20 protein-coding genes and 1 pseudogene are annotated in these 22,365 nt (G+C 28.8%); 4 read left to right on the forward strand and 17 right to left on the reverse strand.

The annotated features are described in order from the left end of the window. Positions 1–49 precede the first annotated feature (49 nt). Positions 50–1,093 (forward strand): DUF5661 family protein, encoded by a 1,044-nt coding sequence (locus tag H9661_RS19525; RefSeq protein ID WP_243240334.1) that lies wholly within the window; start codon positions 50–52, stop codon positions 1,091–1,093. An 83-nt stretch (positions 1,094–1,176) separates the two neighbouring features. Here the strand turns inward: H9661_RS19525 and H9661_RS04380 are convergent, their stop codons facing one another. From H9661_RS04380 to H9661_RS04405, 6 genes are all read right to left on the reverse strand, one after another. Beyond that, positions 1,177–1,812: a CPBP family intramembrane glutamic endopeptidase gene (locus tag H9661_RS04380; RefSeq protein ID WP_243240335.1), complete on the reverse strand. Its 636-nt coding sequence runs from the start codon at positions 1,810–1,812 to the stop codon at positions 1,177–1,179. Positions 1,813–1,876: 64 nt separating this feature from the next. Next, the gene (locus H9661_RS04385; protein ID WP_191767799.1) at positions 1,877–2,326 is read right to left on the reverse strand and encodes a GNAT family N-acetyltransferase; all 450 of its coding nucleotides are present in this window, start codon (positions 2,324–2,326) and stop codon (positions 1,877–1,879) included. A 24-nt stretch (positions 2,327–2,350) separates the two neighbouring features. Then, positions 2,351–2,965: a class I SAM-dependent methyltransferase gene (locus tag H9661_RS04390; protein ID WP_191767800.1), complete on the reverse strand. Its 615-nt coding sequence runs from the start codon at positions 2,963–2,965 to the stop codon at positions 2,351–2,353. A 132-nt stretch (positions 2,966–3,097) separates the two neighbouring features. After that, positions 3,098–3,721 (reverse strand): nitroreductase family protein, encoded by a 624-nt coding sequence (locus H9661_RS04395; RefSeq protein WP_143315548.1) that lies wholly within the window; start codon positions 3,719–3,721, stop codon positions 3,098–3,100. Positions 3,722–3,785: 64 nt separating this feature from the next. After that, on the reverse strand, positions 3,786–4,202 hold the full coding sequence (locus tag H9661_RS04400) for a (2Fe-2S)-binding protein (RefSeq protein ID WP_143315550.1): 417 nt from the start codon (positions 4,200–4,202) through the stop codon (positions 3,786–3,788). A gap of 90 nt (positions 4,203–4,292) precedes the next feature. Further along, positions 4,293–4,736, reverse strand: a complete 444-nt coding sequence (locus H9661_RS04405) for a MarR family winged helix-turn-helix transcriptional regulator (RefSeq protein WP_143315552.1) — start codon at positions 4,734–4,736, stop codon at positions 4,293–4,295. A 137-nt stretch (positions 4,737–4,873) separates the two neighbouring features. Between H9661_RS04405 and H9661_RS04410 the strand changes: the two genes are divergently transcribed. After that, positions 4,874–6,334, forward strand: coding sequence for an MDR family MFS transporter (locus H9661_RS04410; RefSeq protein ID WP_191767801.1), 1,461 nt, complete (start codon positions 4,874–4,876; stop codon positions 6,332–6,334). Positions 6,335–6,376: 42 nt separating this feature from the next. Here the strand turns inward: H9661_RS04410 and H9661_RS04415 are convergent, their stop codons facing one another. The 5 genes from H9661_RS04415 to H9661_RS04435 form a co-directional block, all read right to left on the reverse strand. Continuing rightward, positions 6,377–7,570, reverse strand: a complete 1,194-nt coding sequence (locus H9661_RS04415; RefSeq protein ID WP_143315556.1) for an MFS transporter — start codon at positions 7,568–7,570, stop codon at positions 6,377–6,379. Between the two features lie 190 nt (positions 7,571–7,760). Beyond that, positions 7,761–8,528, reverse strand: coding sequence for a type I 3-dehydroquinate dehydratase (gene aroD / locus H9661_RS04420; protein ID WP_143315558.1), 768 nt, complete (start codon positions 8,526–8,528; stop codon positions 7,761–7,763). A 42-nt stretch (positions 8,529–8,570) separates the two neighbouring features. Beyond that, a complete protein-coding gene (locus tag H9661_RS04425) occupies positions 8,571–9,767 on the reverse strand; it encodes an MFS transporter (RefSeq protein WP_191767802.1) in 1,197 nt (398 codons plus the stop codon). A 69-nt stretch (positions 9,768–9,836) separates the two neighbouring features. Next, entirely contained in the window at positions 9,837–10,703 is an 867-nt protein-coding gene (locus H9661_RS04430; protein ID WP_143315562.1) for a shikimate dehydrogenase, read from the reverse strand. Positions 10,704–11,022: 319 nt separating this feature from the next. Then, entirely contained in the window at positions 11,023–13,023 is a 2,001-nt protein-coding gene (locus H9661_RS04435) for an NAD(P)/FAD-dependent oxidoreductase (RefSeq protein WP_191767803.1), read from the reverse strand. A gap of 220 nt (positions 13,024–13,243) precedes the next feature. Here H9661_RS04435 and H9661_RS04440 point away from each other — a divergent pair, with 220 nt between their 5' ends. Further along, a complete protein-coding gene (locus H9661_RS04440; protein ID WP_143315564.1) occupies positions 13,244–14,134 on the forward strand; it encodes a LysR family transcriptional regulator in 891 nt (296 codons plus the stop codon). Positions 14,135–14,222: 88 nt separating this feature from the next. Here H9661_RS04440 and H9661_RS04445 read toward each other — a convergent pair whose 3' ends face one another. The 6 genes and pseudogenes from H9661_RS04445 to H9661_RS04470 form a co-directional block, all read right to left on the reverse strand. Next, positions 14,223–15,236 (reverse strand): hypothetical protein, encoded by a 1,014-nt coding sequence (locus H9661_RS04445; protein ID WP_143315566.1) that lies wholly within the window; start codon positions 15,234–15,236, stop codon positions 14,223–14,225. A gap of 18 nt (positions 15,237–15,254) precedes the next feature. Then, complete coding sequence (locus tag H9661_RS04450) at positions 15,255–16,274, reverse strand: phosphodiester glycosidase family protein (protein WP_143315568.1); 1,020 nt, start codon at positions 16,272–16,274, stop codon at positions 15,255–15,257. Between the two features lie 456 nt (positions 16,275–16,730). After that, complete coding sequence (bla, locus tag H9661_RS04455) at positions 16,731–17,525, reverse strand: subclass B1 metallo-beta-lactamase (RefSeq protein WP_143315570.1); 795 nt, start codon at positions 17,523–17,525, stop codon at positions 16,731–16,733. Between the two features lie 288 nt (positions 17,526–17,813). Next, positions 17,814–18,497, reverse strand: coding sequence for a manganese catalase family protein (locus H9661_RS04460; protein WP_143315572.1), 684 nt, complete (start codon positions 18,495–18,497; stop codon positions 17,814–17,816). Positions 18,498–18,581: 84 nt separating this feature from the next. Further along, on the reverse strand, positions 18,582–19,766 hold the full coding sequence (gene alr / locus H9661_RS04465) for an alanine racemase (RefSeq protein WP_191767804.1): 1,185 nt from the start codon (positions 19,764–19,766) through the stop codon (positions 18,582–18,584). Positions 19,767–19,967: 201 nt separating this feature from the next. Further along, positions 19,968–20,420 (reverse strand): annotated as a pseudogene (locus H9661_RS04470) (DDE-type integrase/transposase/recombinase); the annotation flags it as partial. Between the two features lie 237 nt (positions 20,421–20,657). Between H9661_RS04470 and H9661_RS04475 the strand changes: the two are divergent. Continuing rightward, positions 20,658–22,253 (forward strand): NHL repeat-containing protein, encoded by a 1,596-nt coding sequence (locus H9661_RS04475; RefSeq protein ID WP_191767805.1) that lies wholly within the window; start codon positions 20,658–20,660, stop codon positions 22,251–22,253. Positions 22,254–22,365 lie beyond the last annotated feature (112 nt).

Genomic DNA, 22,365 nt, shown 5'->3' on the forward strand with positions numbered 1-22,365 from the left:
TTACTTATATCATAAAATGTAGTAATATCGAATTTTCTAGGAGAATTAAATGTATTTTTGCATGCCATCAAATAATTATAATAATATTAGTCCTTTAAACTCTATCAATAAAACTTCCAAACCATTAGAAGAAACTCTACATTTAATAAATAAAACTATTCAAGAAGAAAGAAAAAACAAACTGCTTCATGATTACCTTATTACTACAGCTCCTAATGAAAAAGAAAAAAATATTATTAATGCAATAAAAACTGAAGAAAACAAACATAGCAAATTCTTCAAAGAAATATATGCATTTTATACATGTCAAAATGTACATTCACAAACAAGTACAATTTTTGAAAGGCCAAAATCATATATATATGGTATTATGGATGCTAAGTTAAACACATTAGATTCTGTTGATGTTTGTAGAGATATAAAATCAGGTATACCACATGTATATTATAAAGATATGATACGTGAAATACTTATGGACAAGTTGAAGAATTCTCAAAAATACGATTATATTCTTTTTATTAATCTGATAAATACATCCCCAGTTGTTTATACGGATTCAAGAAATATCAGCCCATCTAGAAAAAACTTCACAACTGATGAATGTGCCCAGATTGCCAAAGAACTTGGTATTGATTTTAGCAAAGAAAAATTTGATTTAGAACAATTTACTATGGGAATAAATACTGAGTTAGAACACGGGAAGAAATATTCTCCAACAAATGTAACAGATAATGATCCATTAATCACTGGGAAAATAGCTCTAGCTCATTTGCATGAATTTCCTGATTATTATACAAGACTTTCAAAACTTGAAAATGACGCAAAAGCTTATTGGACATCATCAAGATGTTACCTAAGACAAGTAAAGGAATTCACTCTAAATGAACTTTCTGAGTATGACGGTACTTTAGGAAAACCTGCTTATGTAGCAGTTAATGGGATTGTCTACGATGTTAGCAAAAATCCACATTGGAATGCATCTGTACACCATGGGTTAACTGCTGGAAAAGACTTAAGTTTTGAATTTTCAGATTGTCATGGCAAAGAAAATATTTTAAAGATACTTCCAAAGGTAGGCATTCTAAAGGTATAAATGAAAAAAGTAGAATGTGATACTAGATCTGTATCACATTCTACTTTTTATTTTAATCAATGAACTTATAACTTTTATATAACTTAGTTCAATAAGCGTACCACCATAATAATTGCAGTACTACCATTTCCAATTAAATTTACAATAAAATGTGCCATCATAGGTACATATATATTTTTTGTTTTTATATAAGATATACTAAATGGAATTCCCCAAATCATTGCCATAAATATTCCATACCAGCTAAGAGAGTGTTCTATTGCAAATAGAAATAAGCTAGTAATAGTTGATATATATAATATTTTCTTGCTTTCAAAATTTATTATTGCTTTTCTATAAAACATTTCTTCTGCTAAAGGCGGAAATATTATAGTGGACAATATAAATAAAACTACACCACTCCAATTGTTAATTCTTAAATTTATCATTCCTTCATTTAAATTAGGAAAAATCATTTTAGGTAAATAACTTAATCCAAATGCTAAAATTAAAAATAAAATTGTTACAAATACAGGCATCCAAAACTTTTTTCTACTAATTATATTACTTTTTAATTCTTCAAAGCTAAAATATCTATTTAATATAAAATATATAACAATCCCTAAATAGAATAGAAAATTTGTATATGGATAATACTTGTCTGGTAAACAAAAACAAGATATAGTAAACAAACCTTCCCACAAGATTGGAATTATTAATTTCTTCATATATTCATTCATTCTAATCCCTCATTTACTATTATCACAAGATTACTATAATACATTTCTCAACTGATACTAAATTCTAACTTATCCTCTTTTCAAAACAGATAGCTTCTGAATTTCTAGCATACTTACCATAGTTTGATATTTGCTTATAACCTCTACTCTTATAAAATGATACTGCACACTCATTTACTAGTCGTGTTTCAACCCAAAGAGTAACGTAACCCATCTCTATAGCCTTTTTTTCTAAATGAAATAAAATTTCTGATCCTACTCCTTCTCCTTTTGTTTTTGCAAACATCCTCTTAACTTCAGCAATACTTTCACTAATAGGGCGTATACCTCCACACCCTATTGCTTGCCCTCCTTCATCATAGGCAACTACAAATACTGAACGTGGAACACAAACATCATTAGAGTTAAAAGAATTTCTTCCACTTGCACCTGTAATAGATTCAAGATTTTGTGACAACTCATCCATCAAATAAATAGCATCTGGTTCACTTGGATTCATTTTTACAATCTTCATATCCAATACCTTCATAAAAATTAATTACTTACTCTTCTCAAGTATATAATCTATATATCCTTGCTTAATCTTTTTACCTTCATACAATCTTTCTATTATTCTATTTTCTTTATATATAATCTTCATATCACTAAAAAAACTTTCAGCTTCATCAATATTAAAGTAAGAATGAATAACTTCTTCTCCTCTTTCCATTTGCAAAAATTCATTATTGCCTAGTTCTTTTCCTGTGCCAACGCCCTCATCTTCTAAGGAAAGAAAGTTTAGACAACATAATCCACCTGGTTTTAGAACTCTTTTAATCTCATTTATTGATTTTTGTATATCATTTTTGCTCATATGAAATATAGAATTGTATGAATAGATGTAACTTAGAGATTGGTCTTCAAAAGATAACTTTCTCATATCTCCCTTTGATATATTAAGATTAATTCCTGCTTGATTTGAAAAATTTCTAGCCTTTTCTAATTGTGAATCACTAATTTCAATACCATATGTTTTGTACCCTGATTTTTCAAAAATATAAAGAGGTGGATTAGCTCCTCCTGCTCCACAATCAAGTATAGTTTTCTCAAGATTGTATTCATTACAATAATTTAAGAATTTATATAATTGTGTTTGTTTAATAGAAAATTTCATATTATACCTCCTATGATTAATATGCAATGAGTTCTTAGGTTTATTGTAACATATTATACTTATTTATCCATAAACCTCAAGTTAGGTAAAATAAAAAAAGAGGACTAATTTATCCTCTTTTTATCATATATCTTATTTATAGAACCTAACAAATTCATCAACTGGTTTTCTATAACCTCTAATTTTACTACTACTATTATCAACCTTCCCCATTGTAATCATAATGGCTGGCTCTTCATTCTCTGGCAAATCTAATATTTCCTTGATTTTATCCTTATCAAAATATATCATAGGACAAGTATCCCATTCCTTATCTTTAGCTAATAACATAAACAGCATAGCTGATAAAGATGCATTTCTAATAGCTTCATCATACTGGAACGTTTCTCCCCAGCCTTCATAAAGACTATTAATAGTATCAATAATCATATGATATTGTGTTTTATCTAACATACCAAGCATCATTGAACCTTCATATATTTTATCTGCCGATAAATAAGCTTTTTTATTTCCAGTAACTATTATTGCCGCTGATGCAGTTTTTATCTTATATTGATTATATGCTGCTTCATATACTTTATCTTTTAGTTCCTTATTCTCCACAACATAGTATTTAGCATGTTGTAAATTAAATGCAGACGGTGCTAATGATAAGTCTCTAAATATTTCATTAAAATCTTCTTTAGGTATTTCAACATTTTCAATAAATTTATCTGCAGATCTTCTTTCTCTAACAACCTTTAAAAATTCATTCATTTATTCTCTCTCCCCTCATTATTTATCTAATTCCTTTCTATTTCTATAGTAAGCTTAATGACAATTACTTTCTTTCTAATAACTCTTTAACTAGTAATCTGTTACTGCCTACACATTTACCACACCCAGTACCTACCTTAGTTACTTCCTGCACCTCTTCAAATGATTTTGCTCCATTCTTAATAGCATTAACTAAATCTTGTACTGTTACTTTAAAACATCCGCATACTATTTGATTTTCATCAATCTTCTTTTGTAATAATAAATTATTAACTAATGCTCTATTATTATCTACACATCTACCACAGCCAGTTCCGACCTTAGTTGCAGCTTGTACTTCTTCAAATGAATTTGCCCCCATCTTTACAGCATTTTTTATATCTTCTTCTGTAACATTAAAACATCCACATACTACTTTGCTTTCTTTCATATTATTATCACCTTTTGTTCCTAATATTTTTGAAATTATTGATTTTATCATATTTTACTTCTCCTTTATTTCTATAAAATTTATTTACTAATTAGTTAATCACTAATTAGTGATATTTACTTTAAAATTAAGGTGTATTTTTTATACACCTGATAATTTCTTCAACAAACCTATTAACTGTTCCTTTTCCTCAATAGTTAATGTACTAAAAATTTCATTTATATTTTCTAAATGCTTAGGAAAAATTTCACTCATAAGATTTCTTCCCTTTTCAGTAATACTTATTAAATTAACTCTCCTATCTTTAGGGTCAACACATCTTCTTACAAGATCTTCCTTGACTAAGTTATCTATAACAACAGTCATATTTCCACTTGTCGATAGAATTTTTTCAATTATTTCGCTAATTCTTAAGTCTCCTTTATGATATAAAACTTCAAGTACCGCGAACTGAGAAACAGTTAAACCTCCTCCTTTAATTATTTTATCCTGTTTTTTGTTAACCTTTTGAGTAGTTCTACTTAACGCAATAAGGGTCTTTAAATTTAAGTTTCCTAATTCACCATAATCATAATTTTTACTCATAAATGCAATATATCACTAATTAGTGATATAGTCAAATAATTTTTCCTATGTTGTATAAATAACTTATAAAATATATAATTATAAAGTCGATTGTTAAATGTAATTAAGGAGTTTTATAAGGAAGTGATTTAAAAAGTATGGATTTAAGAAAAAGAAATATAGTAATAGCATTAATGGTTGCAATGTTCTTAGGCGCTGTTGAAGGAACAGTCGTAACTACTGCTATTCCAACTATAGTTAAAGATTTACAAGGATTTGAAATAATCAGTTCAGTTTTTTCAATATATTTATTAACTTCTGCAATTTCCACTCCTATCTATGGTAAATTATCAGATTTATATGGTAGAAAAAATATCTTATCCATAGGAATAATAATATTTTTAGTTGGAAGCTTTTTATGTGGATTATCTCAAAATATGTATATGTTAATTGCATTCCGCGCACTTCAAGGACTAGGGGCCGGAGCAATGTTTACTGTTACATATACAATCATTGGAGATATATTTACTATTGAAGAAAGACCAAAAGTACAAGGAGGCATAAGCTCTGTATGGGGAATAGCAAGCCTTGTAGGGCCATTTTTAGGAGGAATATTAATAGATAAGTTATCTTGGCACTGGATATTTTTTATAAACATTCCTTTTGGAATATTATCAATTATTCTCCTTCAGAAAAACTTAAAAGAAAACTTTGAGAAGAAAAAACACAACATAGACTTTGGAGGAATTATTACTTTATCATTAGCAATGGTTATATTCTTAAATATTTTTTTATCAACTAAAAACGCAAATATTAATAGCATATTCATTGTAATATCAACATTATTGACTATTATATTGTTATTACTTTTCTATAAAATTGAAAGAAAAGCAAAAGAACCAATTGTGCCTTTTGATATATTTACAAAGTCAAGTACAATTGTAAATATAATAAGCTTTTTGCTCTCAGCTATACTTATAGGAGCAGATGTTTATCTTCCAATCTACATGCAAAATGTTCTAGATTTTAGTGCAAAAATTTCAGGATTAGCTCTTGCTCCAATGTCAATCTTCTGGCTTATAGCCTCAGTTATTTTAGGAAAATGTATAGTAAAGCATGGCGGAAAAACAATAACACTAATTTCTAATGTTATTTTACTTATTAGCACAATACTACTACCTACCCTTGGAATAAATTCTTCACTACTACTAGTACTCTTATATATTTCTATAATGGGAATTGGCTTTGGTGGAGCTTTCACTACATTAACTATAATTATCCAAGAATCAGTAGACTACAGCAAAAGAGGTGCTGCAACAGCTACTAATTCCCTTCTTAGAACCCTAGGCCAAACAATTGGTGTAAGTGTATTTGGTAGTATATTTAATTTATATATAGTTAAGTATTTTACTAACATAGGCATATCAGGAGTAGATCCAAGTAACCTCTATAACTCCACCACCTTAAATACAGCTGTTACTAATGAACAGATAAAACTTTCTTTAAATAGTTCTATACATGTTCTCTTTATGATACTTATGATTATATCCATATTATCTCTAGTTTTATCTATAGTAATGCCTAAAATATCAGATAAGGCTAGACATATAAAAGCATAAAATAATTAATACCCAATATAAACTAATTATATTGGGTATTAATTATTTTATTACAATTTTATTGTATCTTAATTTTGCAAAGATTGCAGATGATATACCAACTATAAAAATAACTATCATAAAATAGAATACATTTAAAATTCCATAATGCCTTAAAATCATTCCTGTTAAAGCCGGAATAACTGCTGCCGATATTCCTCCAGCAGTAGAAACTAATGCGATTGTTTCCCCTTTCTTTTTCCAGAACAATTCTCCCATAGTGGTTTGAGCCATTTGTAATACTCCTGCTGATGATAAGCCTATTAAGAAAAATCCAACTATGGTACATATTTCTGACCTAATTAACAATATTAATATGAGAGTAACTAATCCTATTATTGGGTATACAACTAATATCACTATAGGTTTTACTGTCTTTTGTAAAAGTTTTGCTAGAATGCCAACTGAAACAAGTGCTCCTATACTATAGTAAGTTATTAGTTTTAATGACTCTATCTGATTCAGACCTAAAATATTTTGACCGAAAGTAGGCATCCACATTTGAAATCCAGTATATATAGAATTAGATGTAAATCCTATTATTATAAGAGCTATACCTTCCTTTTTTAATATTGGCTGAGATTTAAATTTATTTTCCATTAATTCTGTACCATCATCAGAAACTTCTACTTCATTTGCCTTTGGGAACTTTCTAGTAAGCAAAAATAAGCCATCTAGTGAAAATATTAATGCTATTAAGAAAAATGTATATCCATAAAACATATTTTTATCTACAAAAAAGCCTATTATTATTGGCAGCATTATTCCCCCTATAGCTATAAATGCTTTTATTACAACTGTAGCTGTACCTGGAGTTTTAGGAAAACATTCTATAAGTGAAGGATAACTTGAAGCATCCATAAAAGCATGAGATATACCTGCAAATACTGATAATATCATAGCTATCTCATAACTTGGAGCAAGAGGTATTCCAACTAAAAAAATGACTGCAAATACTGGAGATAAACAAAGAATTTTCTTTCTTCCATATTTATCCGACATTTTTCCACTAATATACAATGTAGCTGAACGAACTAAACCTTCTATAGAAATTAAAAAACTAATCCCAGCCGCATCTGTATTAAATTGCTTTGTTACAAATGACATATTTGACGAAAGCAAAATAACGATCATACCTAACATACAGTAACTTATGTATATTCCCAGTGCTGTTTTTAAATAAGTATTCTTAAACATCACCACATTCCTCCTCTGTTAACCAAATATTCAAAATACTATTTTGAACTATGAAGCAATGTCATCTTGTAAAGTAATTACATCAAATTTCTAGTATTCATCTTATATATTTTCTAAAGTTAATAAAAATTATCTATTATTTATATAAAAGAGTGCCGAATTTATCGACACTCCTTTCACTAAATTTATATTACTTAATGCTATTATGTAATATATCAAGTACTGTACGTAAATCCTTAACAGCTATTTGACCAGGAGCTGAAGCTTTTTTAGCTGCTCCAAATGTTAATGCAGAACCAAATACTTCTCCTGCAAGTCTGCTTATAACACCAGTTCCTGCCATAGACATAGTAATTATTGGCCTATTTGCATAGTTTTCTACCATTTCATTTGTAGCTGAAAGTAGTACTAGTACATCTTTTTTATTTTGAGGCATTACTGCAATCTTTGGTAAATCCGCCCCTAAATCTTGCATCTTTCTAAGCCTTGATACTATTTCTTCTTGTGATGGAGTTTTAAAGAAATCATGATTTGACATTACTACCTTAATGCCAGAAGCATGTGCAGAATCAACTATATCTTTAACAACTTCATCACCAGTGAAAAGTTCTACGTCAACTAAATCTACTAATTTAGTAGCTGCAATTTCCTTATTTAATTCTGCATAGTAGTTTGTAGATACTTCTTTTTCTCCACCTTCTTTTAAACTACGGAATGTAAATAATATAGGTGTGTTTTCAAGAAGCTTTCTTAAGTCTCCAAGAACTTCTTTAACAGCTTGTATATCTTCCACTTTTTCATAAAAATCAACACGCCATTCAACTATATCTAAACTAATTCCTTTTAGGGCAGCAACTTCTTCTATAAGTTCTTCTTTTGTCTTTCCTACTATAGGAACGCAAATTTTAGGAATTTCTTCACCAATTTTTATATCTCTAACTGTTACTATCTTCTCCATACTTATCCTCCTAATACTTGTTTATGTTAACTTTATCAGGCTTTAGTTACTCTTCATCATTATATTATATCTTATATTCACTATTATACCCAATACAATTCCTAAAGCAGTAACTCCTGCATCAAATAAAATTATATTGCTCATGCTAGTTTTTGATATAATACCTGTAATGGCTGGAACTGCAAAACTTGCTATACTTGAAGCTGTATATACCATTCCAGTTATTTTACCCTTACTTGTAGGGAATAAGTCTGACATCGCTGCAAGAGCTAATTGAAGTACTCCACCAGCAGCTGAAAATCCTATTGAAAATGCACCAATCATGCAAGTTGTTGGTGTTGGGAACATCCAAAGAACCATAAGTGTAACTAATGATATTAATGGATATATAACTACAAACCTTACTGGTTTTATTAAATTCTTAACAAGAACTGATGTAACTACTACTGCTGAAATACTACCTAAACTATAATAACTAATTAATTTTAATGAAGCAGTATCAATCATACCAGCAACTTCTTTACCATACTGAGGTAACCATACTTGAACAACTAAAAATGTAGCTGTTGCAGTAAATCCAATTATAATAAGACTGATTCCTTCAATCCAGAAGTTTGGCTTATGTTTCATTTCATCCTCAGATTTAATTTCTTCAACTGATTCCGTAGCTTTAACCTCATTGGCAACTGGGAAAACTCTTTTTATTAAGAATATTCCATTTAGTACAAATATTATTATACAGAATATAAATGAATATCCAAAATATAATCCATTACTAACTAAAAATCCAATAACAATTGGTAATGTAAATTGACCTGCTGATATAAATGCTTTAATCATAACACTAGCTGTACCAGTAGCTTTTGGATAACATTCCATTAAAGCTGGATATGTTCCTGCATCTAAGAATGAATTTGCTACACCAGCAAGTAATGCAAAAATAAATGCTACAGTAACATTTGGACTTAATAAAATTCCTGCGAAAAATATAATATAAGTTATCATTCCTAAGTAAATAAATGGCTTTCTTCCAAACTTATCGGATAGAACACCAGAAATATATAAAACAATTAATCTCCCTATACCAAGTGCTGATATAATATATGAAACTCCTGCTTTATCTGTATGTAACTGCTCTGTTAAATAAGTCATGTTTTGTGCTAGTATTATAGCTCCCATACCATGCACAAAATAGTTAATATACATTGCTATTGCCGTTGACGTATATTTATTCTTCATATTTTCTCCTTTGTAAATCAATATTTTTTGTTTTTATACATTATTACTGACACAGACTAAAATTAAATACTATTTAATACCTAAAAATTCCTTCATATGTTCAATTGGCATTTCCTTACCAGTCCAAAGTTCAAATGCTTTTGCTCCTTGAAATAACATCATACCAAGACCGTTCATTGTTGGACATCCAATCTCTTCTGCTATTTCTAGTAATCTTGTTTTTGTTGGCATGTACACAACATCGGTTACAATTAGGTCAGGACGTAACATATCCTTTTCAACATAAGTTTGACCTTCTAAAGGTTTCATTCCTACGCCTGTTGCATTTGTGAAAATATCACTATCTGCAATCTCTCTTCTTAAAGCTTCCTTGTCATCTAAATCAAATAGTGTAGCTTTACAATTTGTTTTTTCATTAATATCTTTTACTGTTTGTACTGCTCTATCATAGAAGGCATCTTTTTTATTGAATATTGATAATTCTCTAACACCATCTAATGCTGCTTGAACTTCTATTGCAGTAGCTGCTCCACCTGCTCCTACTATAGTCATCTTCTTTCCTATAGCATCAAAGCCCTTATCTTTTAATGAAGTCATGTATCCAACTCCATCTGTAATATGCCCTGTTAATACACCATTATCGTTTACTACAGTATTAACTGCACCTGTAAGTTCTGCTGCTGGAGAAAGCTTATCTAAATATTCATGAATGATTGTCTTATTAGGCATTGACACATTACATCCACGAGCTTGCATTGCCTTTAATCCTTTTACTGCATCTTCTAATCTATCAGGGCCTACTTCAAATGCAAGATATGCATAATCAAGTCCTAAATAAGAAAAAGCTTCATTGTGCATTTTTGGTGAACTAGTGTGCTTTATTGGAGTTGCCAATAATCCTATTAAAGTTGTATATCCTGTAATACGTTTTTCCATTTTTTCATTCTCCTTAGTTTTTTAATTTATTATATTGCTTTACTTTTAACAATCTAGTTAAATATTTAACATTTCTTATAATCTAATTATATTTTAAACTTTCTTAATATTCCAATTCATTTTATAGTGATTATTTATAGAAATCTTCTATATATCACTCCATATATCATAATATATTTTTATCTACTACATCTTAAACTATTATAATTAGTTTATTGTTTATAAAAAAATATCACTATTTTTTATAATAGTGATATTTTTAAAATCTATTTATTATATTTTCAATATGTCTAGATAACTTATAAATTTATTTTATGTTTTATATTAAATTTAACTTTTCTAATACATTAATTGTAGTATATCTTCCCTCTTGTGTTCCATCTATTATTCTTCTAGCTCTCAAGCTGTCGCCAATGTTAATTACTTCAACGCCTGTATCTGCAAACTTTTCTTGTAAACTCGCAAGAATTGGTGTTTCTGATCTCATACCAAGACATACAAATCCATAGTCAAATTCTATTTCCTGATCTTTTCCATCCCTATTTACCTTAAAACTATTATCTTTAACTTCAAGAAGTGATGTATCTGTCATAACATTTACTTTATTCTCTTCTACCATAGTCATCATTTGAACTTTTGTAACTATATCTAAATCACGTCCAAGAACCGGTAATCTTTCTATTATTGTTACTTCTGCATCTTTTTCAGTAAAGAATTCTACTACATCTAATCCAACAGCGCCTCCGCCGACTACTGCTATCTTCTTACCTTTTAAATCTAAATTCTTAAACATTTCAACATTTTTAATTAATCCAAATATTGATTGAATCTTTTCTTGTTTATCTATACGATCTAATAATCCTGTAATTGGTGGAAGTAATGGCTTAGATCCTGTAGCATTTATTATTACATCTGGTTTTAAATTTTCTACTAATTCAACTGAAGCTGTTGTGTTTGTAAATGTAATTAAATTTTTTAAATTCTTAGCTCTATTTATTAAATAGTCAGGAAAATCATTTATTCTATCCTTAGCTGGTAACTTAGCTATTTCTCTAGCTAATCCACCTAAATATGCCTTTTGTTCAAGTAGGAATGTTGTACTTCCAGCTTCTGCAGCAGTACAAGCTGCTTCAAGTCCAGCAGTTCCTCCCCCAATAACAACAACATTAGTTTGTTTGTTTACTTTTCTATTTTCAAGAGTATCTTCATTTATAACATCTGGATTTATTGTGCATCTAATTGGTCTATTTAATCCGATTCTGTGACCTGCACATCCTATATTACATGATATACATTTTCTTAATGTATCTTCTTTTCCTGATTGAACTTTATTCGCCCAATTAGGCTCAGCTATAAGACCACGTCCCATTCCAATTAAGTCAGCTTTTCCTTCTTTTAGTATATCATCAGCAACCTGAGGATTTCTTATATTTCCTGTTGTTATAACTGGCTTATTAAATTTATCTTTTACAGCCTTAGCCATATAAGAACGCCATCCATCTTCTAAATACATTGCATCTATTTGATATTGTATTGAATCATTTAATGCAGATGAAACATTGAATATATCTACTTCATCATTTAAATATTGTAATATTTCTAATGTATCTTCTAAAGTATTTCCGCCTTCAATAAATTCTTCTGCACTAACTCTTAGCATAATTGGAAACATTGGTCCAACTTCTCTTCTAACTGCATCTATTATCATTCTCGCAAATCTAGCTCTGTTTTCAATGCTACCACCAAATTCATCAGTACGCTTATTGTATACAGGTGATAGGAATTGACATATTAAATATGAATGCCCTGCATGTATTTCTACAGCATCAAATCCTGCCATTTGAGCTCTTTTAGCTGCTGCTGCATATTTTTCTACTATATCTAAAATTTCTTCTTTAGTTAAAGCTCTTGGTACAGCTCCTCCAGTTTTTGATGGAATATCTGAGGAAGATACTGGTGTTCTACCTTCCATTCTAGCTGGAACTGCTGACGCTCCTGAATGATTTATTTGTATGGACGCACACGCACCATGCTTATGTAATCTCTCAGTTAATTTGTATAACCCTGGAATATATTTATCATGATCAAGTCTTATTTGAGTTGTCCCATTAGATCCCATTGTAAAATCTACACAAACATTCTCAATAATTATTAATCCTGTTCCACCCTTTGCCCTTTGTTCATAATATTTTATATGCTCTTCCGTAAATTCTCCATTTGTTCCTCCATAATTTGTTCCCATAGGAGGCATTACTATTCTATTTTTTATAGTCATAGTCTTTACTGTTAGTGGTGTAAAAATATTATTGAATTTTTTCATTTGTCATTCTCCCTATCTTTTACATTTCTCTTGTTTGATAAAAAATTAACTTGCTTTGCCAACAAAATAAACCTTTATTTCTTATATTTTTATTTTAATATGTATTTATCTATTAATCTAATGCATTTTTTAAGTATTATTGATAGATTTTATCTATCAATAATGTTATACTATCTTTAAAAAAATTATTTAAATACTATTGTGAGAGGATTAATAAAAAATGAATTTGAATCATTTGCATTATTTTAGAGTATTAGCTAAAACTGAACACTACACTCAAGCAGCTAAAGAACTATCAATTACTCAGCCAAGTTTAAGTCATGCTATTTCAACTTTAGAAAAAGATTTAGGTACATATCTATTCGAAAAGCAAGGCAGAAACATACGTTTAACTAAATACGGTCTCTTTTTCCTAGGATATGTAGAGAATGCTCTTAATGAATTAGAAATTGGAGAAAAGAAATTACGAGGTTTAACAAGTTCTTCTACTGGAACAATTGATTTAGGTTTTATTTATACATTAGGTTCACATATTATGCCAAACCTTATGAAGGACTTTTTAAGTAATGAAGAATATAAAAATATATCTTTTTCACTTTTTCAAGGTACTACAAAAAAGATCATTGAAGGATTAAAAAGCGAAAAATTTGATTTAGGCTTTTGTTCCTTTATGGAAAATGAGGATGATATTGATTTTATTCCTATCTTAGAAGAAGAGTTAGTTTTAGTTGTTTCAAAAAATCATGAATTGGCTTCACAAGATACTGTAGATTTGAAATATTTAGAGAAATACCCTTTCATATTTTTTAATAAGGAAAGTGGTATGCGTCCTCATATTGATAATCTATTTAATAAGGTTAATATAACACCTAAAGTAATTTGTGAAGTAGAAGAAGATAGCGCTATTTTAGGACTTGTAAGTATTAATTATGGAATTGCCATAGTTCCTAATATTTATTTAATTAAGAATTTTGATGTTAAAGTATTACATATCACTAATCCTCTGATTAAAAGATATATTTATATGGCTTCCGTTAAAAATAAATATATTTCACCTTCTGCTAGTTCTTTCCGTAGTTTCATTATTAGTAATACTAATAATGAATTATAGTGAATTAATCATTATACTGATTTTAACAATTCTATAAATAAGAGGCTGTTGCAATATGCAACAGCCTCCTCAAATTATAACTAATAGTTTATTGTTTTTTATCTACATCTTTTGTACTCTTCAAATAAATCTTTCCATTATCAGAAGAACAAACAACTTTATCATTAACTGAAATAAACTTTCCTTCGTAGGTTATAGTGTCACCTGTTGTAATATTTTTAACCTTTCCTTGAAGATTATCATTAACTAATATCTCACTCTTATCATCAATATATATGTCCTTAATATCCTTCGGTTTTTCTAAAATTTCAGTTTTCCATGTAGATATATTTGTTTGATCGTCTCCATAGATTATTTTAACTATCTTCTCTCCAGACAATTCTCCCATATACATCTTACTATTTGTAGCAGCTAAAAGAACTAAATTGCTTGTATTTCCTAGATTTAACTTAGTGTTTTTCCCATTAGTGTATCTGTAGAAATTTTTATTTAAAGCATCTCCATATATAAATACATCTTCATCCCAAAAAACTTTAGCACTTCCTAGTACTGATACATCTTCATCTAGCACCTTCATATCATTGTTAATATCAATTCTGTAAATATCAGTACTTTTCCCCCTATTTACAGATATATATTCTGTTGAACTTGAAATAAAGGCATTAACTTGCATACTCTTTTGATAATTAGATATTTCTTTTACTGGCTGCTCAACTCCATTACTAGCATTATAAGTTTTTACATTAAGTTTTCCAGATAAATTTTCTACTACTAACATTATGTTATTATTTGGTACCCATTCAGTATCAAGTATTTCTGTATTAGCTAATATTTGTTTAACTTCTGCTGTCTTTGTATTAATTATCATAAGCTTATTGTCTATGAAGTATGTAATATATCTTCCATTAAAAGAAACTTGAATCTTTTCCGCATTTGTTGGTATAGATACGTCTGTATCTACACTTTTAACAGTAATATCTACTTTTTCCGAAGTAAACTCAGATGATTCTTTTAAAAGTACCTTGTCCAAATATAGTAATACTCCACATTGAATTATGATTGAGAGCATTGCACAAATAAATAACTTTATAAACCTTTTCATATTGTTACCTCACTCTCGTTATTTTACTATAAATCCTGATGCAATTGGTCTTTCACCTAGTGCATATGAAGGATTATTAATCACTTCCCCATTAAGATACATAGTTGTGGATTTACCTCCATCTAAGTTTACTGCATTATAACACCCATACTTAATCATTACATCTTGCGCTTCCTTTAAGCTAGCACAAATTCTTCCTCCTGGCAACTTAGAATCTAGAACAGCTAAAACTATAGTCCCATTCTTAGTTTGCCCTATCATAGTCCTTGGCGATGATCCCTCATCTTTTTCTATTTCACAAGAACTACCGTTTTTAACTAATGTGGTTACATAGCTCATTGCTTCTGTAACATTATCTCCATCATTATCCTTTTTTTCTAATAATTCAGAGACACTTCTTTCACCAATTAACAGCTTTCCTTCTTTAGTAATTGCAAGAATTGGTCCTTTATTTGCTGAATCAATGTTTTGTAAAACTTTTCCTTCTGACATTAAAAATCCTGTTGGAATACCTCCATTTGATGTCCACTTTTCTGTCCCTTCTGCATCAGTAAAATATCCACCATTTATAGCTGCTACTGCATCATATCTTTCTGCAATTGCAGAAACTGTCTCACCTTTTTCCCCTAACTTTGATGACACCCCTACTTTTACTCTAGTAGGATCGCTTATTAATAAAACATATCCTTTAAACTTTGGATTATCATTTAAGTCATAACGAACTATAGTATCATCCTTCTTCTTAGGAATTTCAATAAGACTACTATCTTGCTGTGTTGTATCTTCAACTTTTTTATTTGTTCCTAAAATTTCATCTATTCTCTCCTGTGATAAAAACATTGTTGCCATCCATTTATGGCTCATTGTTGCCATTGCTGACCCAACAAAAGTTTTCTTTGCATTTTCAAAAGGTCCATAAAGTAAAATTATAGGTGCTGTTACTGCAGTAAAAATTAATCCAAATACCATAAGTCCTATTATGGATTTCCAGTTAATTCTTTTCATTTTCTTTATAGGCTTATCCTTATTTTTTTTCATATATCTTCTCCCTAAAAATCAACTTGTAGATTACTTAGTTTGCTTAATTATATAATTATTATTAGAATTTTTCAATACACGTAATATGTTAAGTTAAATATAGTCATTAAAAAGTAATATTTTTTTCATTTTACTTCCAATTAATATATTTGTTAAATAAATATTTATAGCTGTATACAAAACTTAATCACACAGTTTACATATATAGTAAATTATGTGCAATTATAGTTTGCAGAAAATTATTATAATAAATCAATTAAATATAGTTTTATTATCCCCTTGAAAAAGCTTCATAATAAAAAGAACTTTAAGTTAAGATATACTTAAACATTAAAGTTCCACATATTGTTTTTCTAATGTATATTATCACCAATAAGTGAGTGTATTATACATTAGAAATATCCAAAAGAATACACTAAATTCTTTACAGATTCTTAAACATAAATGAGATTATTATCACATATTTTTATACTTTTTTAACAAGTCAAGAGTATGCGTTAATATCTGTTTATTTCCCCAACTTCCATGTGATGTTATGACTATTTCTGAATTAGAAAACTTATCCATCAAATTTTCAATAGAATTAGGCCATTCTTCTACATCTGCATCTGTTATATTTCCAATAGAATTAGATTCCACTGACTTTAGAATGCATCCACCAAATAAAATCTTGTCTTCTGGTAGCCAAACAACGATATTATCAATGGTATGTCCTTTACCAGGGAAATATACCTCTACCTTAGTTTTTCCGAACTCTAATATTTCATCATCATTAGTAATGGAAGGATTAGGTTTATCAAAACCATACTTTTCAGCTAGCTGTGCTGTTAATGGGGTAGATTTCACATCTATTTTATTATCTAATAATGTTTTAATTCCACCAATTTTATCTATATGAGCATGTGTTATTACTGCTGCAGTAATATCTTTCTTAAATTTTTCCTTTGTTAATTTAATTAATTCTTTTGTTTGATCATTAGTCCAAGGAGTATCTACTAATACTACTCCTTCAGAGGTTAAAATCAATAAGCCATTTGATAAAGTTCTACTTTCATTATAGGTATAGTATGTTGTATGCATCCAGACATTATCATTAATTTTAGTTAATTGCACAAAATTAGAATCATCTTCACCACTTTCTAATACATACTCTTTTCCTTTACTATTATTAGAACATGATATCAGTGATAAAACAAATACACTTAGTAAAACACTTAGCAATTTAGCAAATAAATATTTATATTTTTTCATAAATAAAATTATCTCCCCCTGATATATTTATTAATGCCTCGATTACATATTCTCTAGCTACATGAGAAATGTATATGCATATTAATTTTAGATATATCATTTTGCCCTTAAATAATTAAACTTTTTTGTATTGTTTTTACTTTTAAATGTTCTAAATTTCTTAATCTATAGTCATCTTAATTCTACTTATACTGCTTTTATATGTAGCTTAGTATAATCTTTTTTTAATTGGGTTATTAAATAAAAAAATACCCCAATTGCTATTACTGAAGTATTCTTGTATATAAATCAAATTTTTGTATCTTTACGTGGATTTTCGAAACTAGGTGGTGTTGGTTCTGGATCATCAAAATACCTTCCTGGAGTGGATAAATCGAAGTAAAGTTTAGAGTCCTTAGTTACACCAAAATTCTTATTAGATGCGCTATTTTGCACTTTATTTAATGCTTCTCTAAAAAGCGCATTATGTGCTTCTTCCCTATTTAGTAGAAAATCTATAGTTTCTTTTACATATTTATCATTAATTTGACGATATAAATATTCATACACAACTTTTGCCCTTTGTTCAGCTGCTATATCTGATAGTAAATCTGCTGCTATATCCCCTGTTACATTTATATAATCTGCTGTCCATGGATGACCTGATGAATTTATAAGACTTGGTGCAAGACCTGTTAAAGTATGCGTTTCTATCTCACCTGCCACAGTTTTATTATAATCTACCTCATGACCGTTTAATAAATTGATTGTTTGAGCTACCATCTCCATATGGCTTAACTCTTCTGCTGCAATATCAATAAATAAATCATGAATTGCAGGGTCTTTTATTCTAAAACTTTGTGAAAGATATTGAAGTGCTGCCTTAAGCTCACCATTTGCACCTCCAAGCTGTTCCTGCATCAATGTAGCATACTGGGGGTTGATTTTCTCCACCTTGACTTCTCTAAGCAGCGGTTTTTCATGTTTAAACATTATATTTACCTCCTTTTTCAACTTTAACTCTATACAAGATTATTATTAAGTAAACACATATTTATTATTCAATATTATTTTCCTCTATTCATAAAAATATTTTCTAGGTACCCTTTCAGTCATACGTTGAATCTGTTCCTCCGGATAGGATCCAATATGTTCACAAGCCTCCAACCAACTTATATTTTCGCACCCTTGATTTCCAATAATTATAGCCTCATCAAATATTCTAACTGTTTCTTCTAACCCAGAAATGTCTACCAACAGACCATCCATGAAATAATTCACTACAGAAACCCTTTTTCCTGCTATCAAAACTTCCTTCCAACCATAGCTAACTCCATCACCATATCCACTATCTATAACAGCCACTATAGAATCTCTTTTTGCTATAAATTTATTACCATATCCCCCACGATCACCTGCTTTTATTGTTCTAATCTTTATAATACGACCCTTTAATGTTATCAATGGATTTATTCCCTCTGGATAATTCTTTTCACCTTTTGCATGCTCCAAACCATATAATCCTATTCCACAACGTACCATGTTATAATGTGCTTCAGGATATTTGATTATACCAGTAGTACCAGCTGCATGAACTATTTTAGGTCTCAAATCTTGTTTTTCAAGCTGACTTAGAACATTATTAAAACATTCAATTTGTTTATGAGTAAACTCTTCATCATTCTCCGGATTCTGAAAGTGAGTATATATTCCCCCTACTGTCACATGAGAATATGATTCATGAATTTCACGAATAAAATTTAGCGCTTCTTTTGGATTTACTCCATACCTATTTAAACCTGTATTTATCTTTACATGTACATTAACTATTTTATTTTTTTCAGATGCCCATTTATCTAAAGCCTTTACTACTTCTGCATTATCTACCATAGGAATAATGTTATATCTAATAACCCATGAAACTTGAGATGGCATAATGGGTGAAAGTAGCATAATAGGAATTTCAATATTAGCTTCTCTTAAAGTAAGAGCTTCACTTAACCTAGCAACACCAAATGCATCACATTTATAATTTATTAACTCATTTGCAATAGGTATCATTCCATGTCCACAGGCATCCCCCTTTAAAACCGCCATAAACTTTGTATCAGGGTTAATTAGACTACGAAGAATATTAAAATTACGCTTAAGCTGGCTTAAATTAATATATATTTGATTAACTTCAGGTATAGTATGGTTTAAGTCATCCTTTTTATCCACTTCAATAGATTTTGTAAGGTTATATATTATTTTATCCTTCATATTATGCATACCCTTTCTTTTACTGTTTACTACATATCATAGTATAATTCTAGATATGCTTATTTATTCAAGCCTAATCATTTTTACAACTACCTCACCATTAGGCGTATTAATAAAGTATTCATCAAAATATATACTTTAATACTTATTATATGATATTGACACTTTGGCCCTAAGTAAATATTTTGGACACATTTTTTATTATATTATCATTCTTGCTATATCCTCTTTCTCTTGATGAGTGAGATAATCAATTGAACCATGAATTCTTTTGCGGTTATACCATGATTCAATAAAAATAAAGATATCTAATTTTAAGCTTTCATAATCGTAATATTGAACATTATTTACTTATTCCTTTTTTAAAATGGAATGAAAAGCTTAAATACATGCATTGTCTAGAGCATCTATTACTACTCAAGCATTCATTGATTTTGAAAATGAGTATCCAATTATTTTTTCTTGTATGTAAATCCATAACTGAAGCTAAATAGCACCATCCATCTTTCAATGTATGTATATACTGTTATATCTCCAACCCATTTTTCATTTATTTTAGTAGTGGTAAAATCCTTCTTCAAGAACTTTCTGAATTTTAGGTACACCATACCTATGTTTGATTTCATTATAAATTTCAAGCATTTTATCTTTTATTGGTTTTTTAGTATTATAAACTTTAATATATCATCTTTTTAAAATCTTCAGTATATTCTTTTTTCTCACTAGTTTATGTATGAAATATTATGTATTTTATTTAAATTATTTTTAACATAATATAACATCATTCTTAATTTTTTCTTGATTCAAAATTTTATTATTGATATAATAAGTCACAATTGAAAAAATACTAGATTTATTTGCTAGCCTATTTAACATTATGGAGGTAATAAAATGATATATATAACTATTCTTTTGGTCGCATTAAAAGCTCATCCAGTACTTAGTATTTTAGGATGTATTCTTTTTGGTATTATTAGTCAAATTGGTTTCCCCAAAAAAGTTAAACCCCATTTATTAAAATTTTCTATAGTTTTTTTTGTGATTATTATTGCTAATATTTTTGTAGGACATTTTTTAACAAATATGCTTATTGACAATTTTGGCGAAAAGGGAGAAGCCATGATTGTAGATAATTCAAAAACGTCAAACCAATACAATAACGAATCGGTTTATCGCTATAATGTTATGATTAAACCTGCTAATGATATCAATACTATTTCAACTTACTTTTTATCATCGGATTTTAATATTATTCATAATGATTCATCTAATAAATACTCCTATCCTTCAACTGGAATTAAGTTTAATGTAAAATATATAAAATCTTATCCAAAAGCTTTTGTTATTATCGCCAATGATGATAGTGATTATAGCAAACAACTTCAACTTAATAAGTATTCATCAGAAAAATCTAGTATAGAAAATCAATTGAAAATGGATCCTGAAAACTCAGACCTTAAAGAAAAGCTTGAGGAATTGGACAATAAAATTCATGAAATTATTGATAATAATAGTGGTAATACTAGTGAAGATACAAAGAAACTTCAGCTAAATAAGTATTCATCAGAAAAATCTAATATAGAAAATCAATTAAAACTAGATCCTGAAAACTCTACTCTTAAAAAAAAGCTTGAAGAGTTAAAAATAAAAATTCTTTCTATTAATAACAGTAATTTTGCTGGAGAATTAGTAGCCATATTCGGTGGAAAAGGCACAGATTCTGGTAAATTAAATGATGCAAGATATATTACAATAGATTCTGATGATAATGTTTGGATGGCTGATTATACTGATGGACGAATTCAACAATTTAATAATTCCGGAGAATTCATTAAGATGATTCAAATAAATGCAGATAAACATGACTCTAAACTAATTAAGGGCCTAGTTGCAGATATGAATGGAAACTTATACGTCTCTTCTGGCAGCACAATTCAAAAATACAAAACAGCTGATGGTAGTTTGAAAGCAACTTTTAATGAAAAAGATTATTATGGTCCCTTAGCAGTTAGCAAGGATAATAATATATATTTAATAACTTCTTCTGCAATAGAAAATACCTTATTTAAACTAAACTCTGATGGAACTATACTTGCTCGTTTTAATAATATTATAAAAAAAGTTAATAAAGATGATCCCGGTATGAATGCTACTCTAGCATTAGATAGTTCTGGTAATATTTATATTTTTAGCGAATATAACAAAAAGATATATGTATATAATTCTAATGGAGAATTCATTAAATATTTAGATTTAAATTTTAATAATAAAGATACCGACATCGAAACAATTTCTATAGACAATAACGATAATTTATATATAAAAAGTTTTAATGGAAATTATAAATTCGACCTTAATGGTAATTTACTTAATGTTTTACCTACTAAAAATTATTATAGTACCGCTATAGATTCAAGGGGTAATATTTACATGCCAGAAAATGGAGATATATTTGAATATAATCTAAATAATCCTACACAGAAATAGAGCATGGAATTGTCACATTAGAAGATATTTCAAAAAAATAGTAGTCAAGCTTAATTTGCTGACTGCTTACATAATAAACCCAGTAGACAGTAATAGTTACTTTCTACTGGGT

Origin of the sequence: Clostridium cibarium (genome assembly GCF_014836335.1) — a bacterium.
GTDB lineage: Bacteria > Bacillota > Clostridia > Clostridiales > Clostridiaceae > Clostridium > Clostridium cibarium.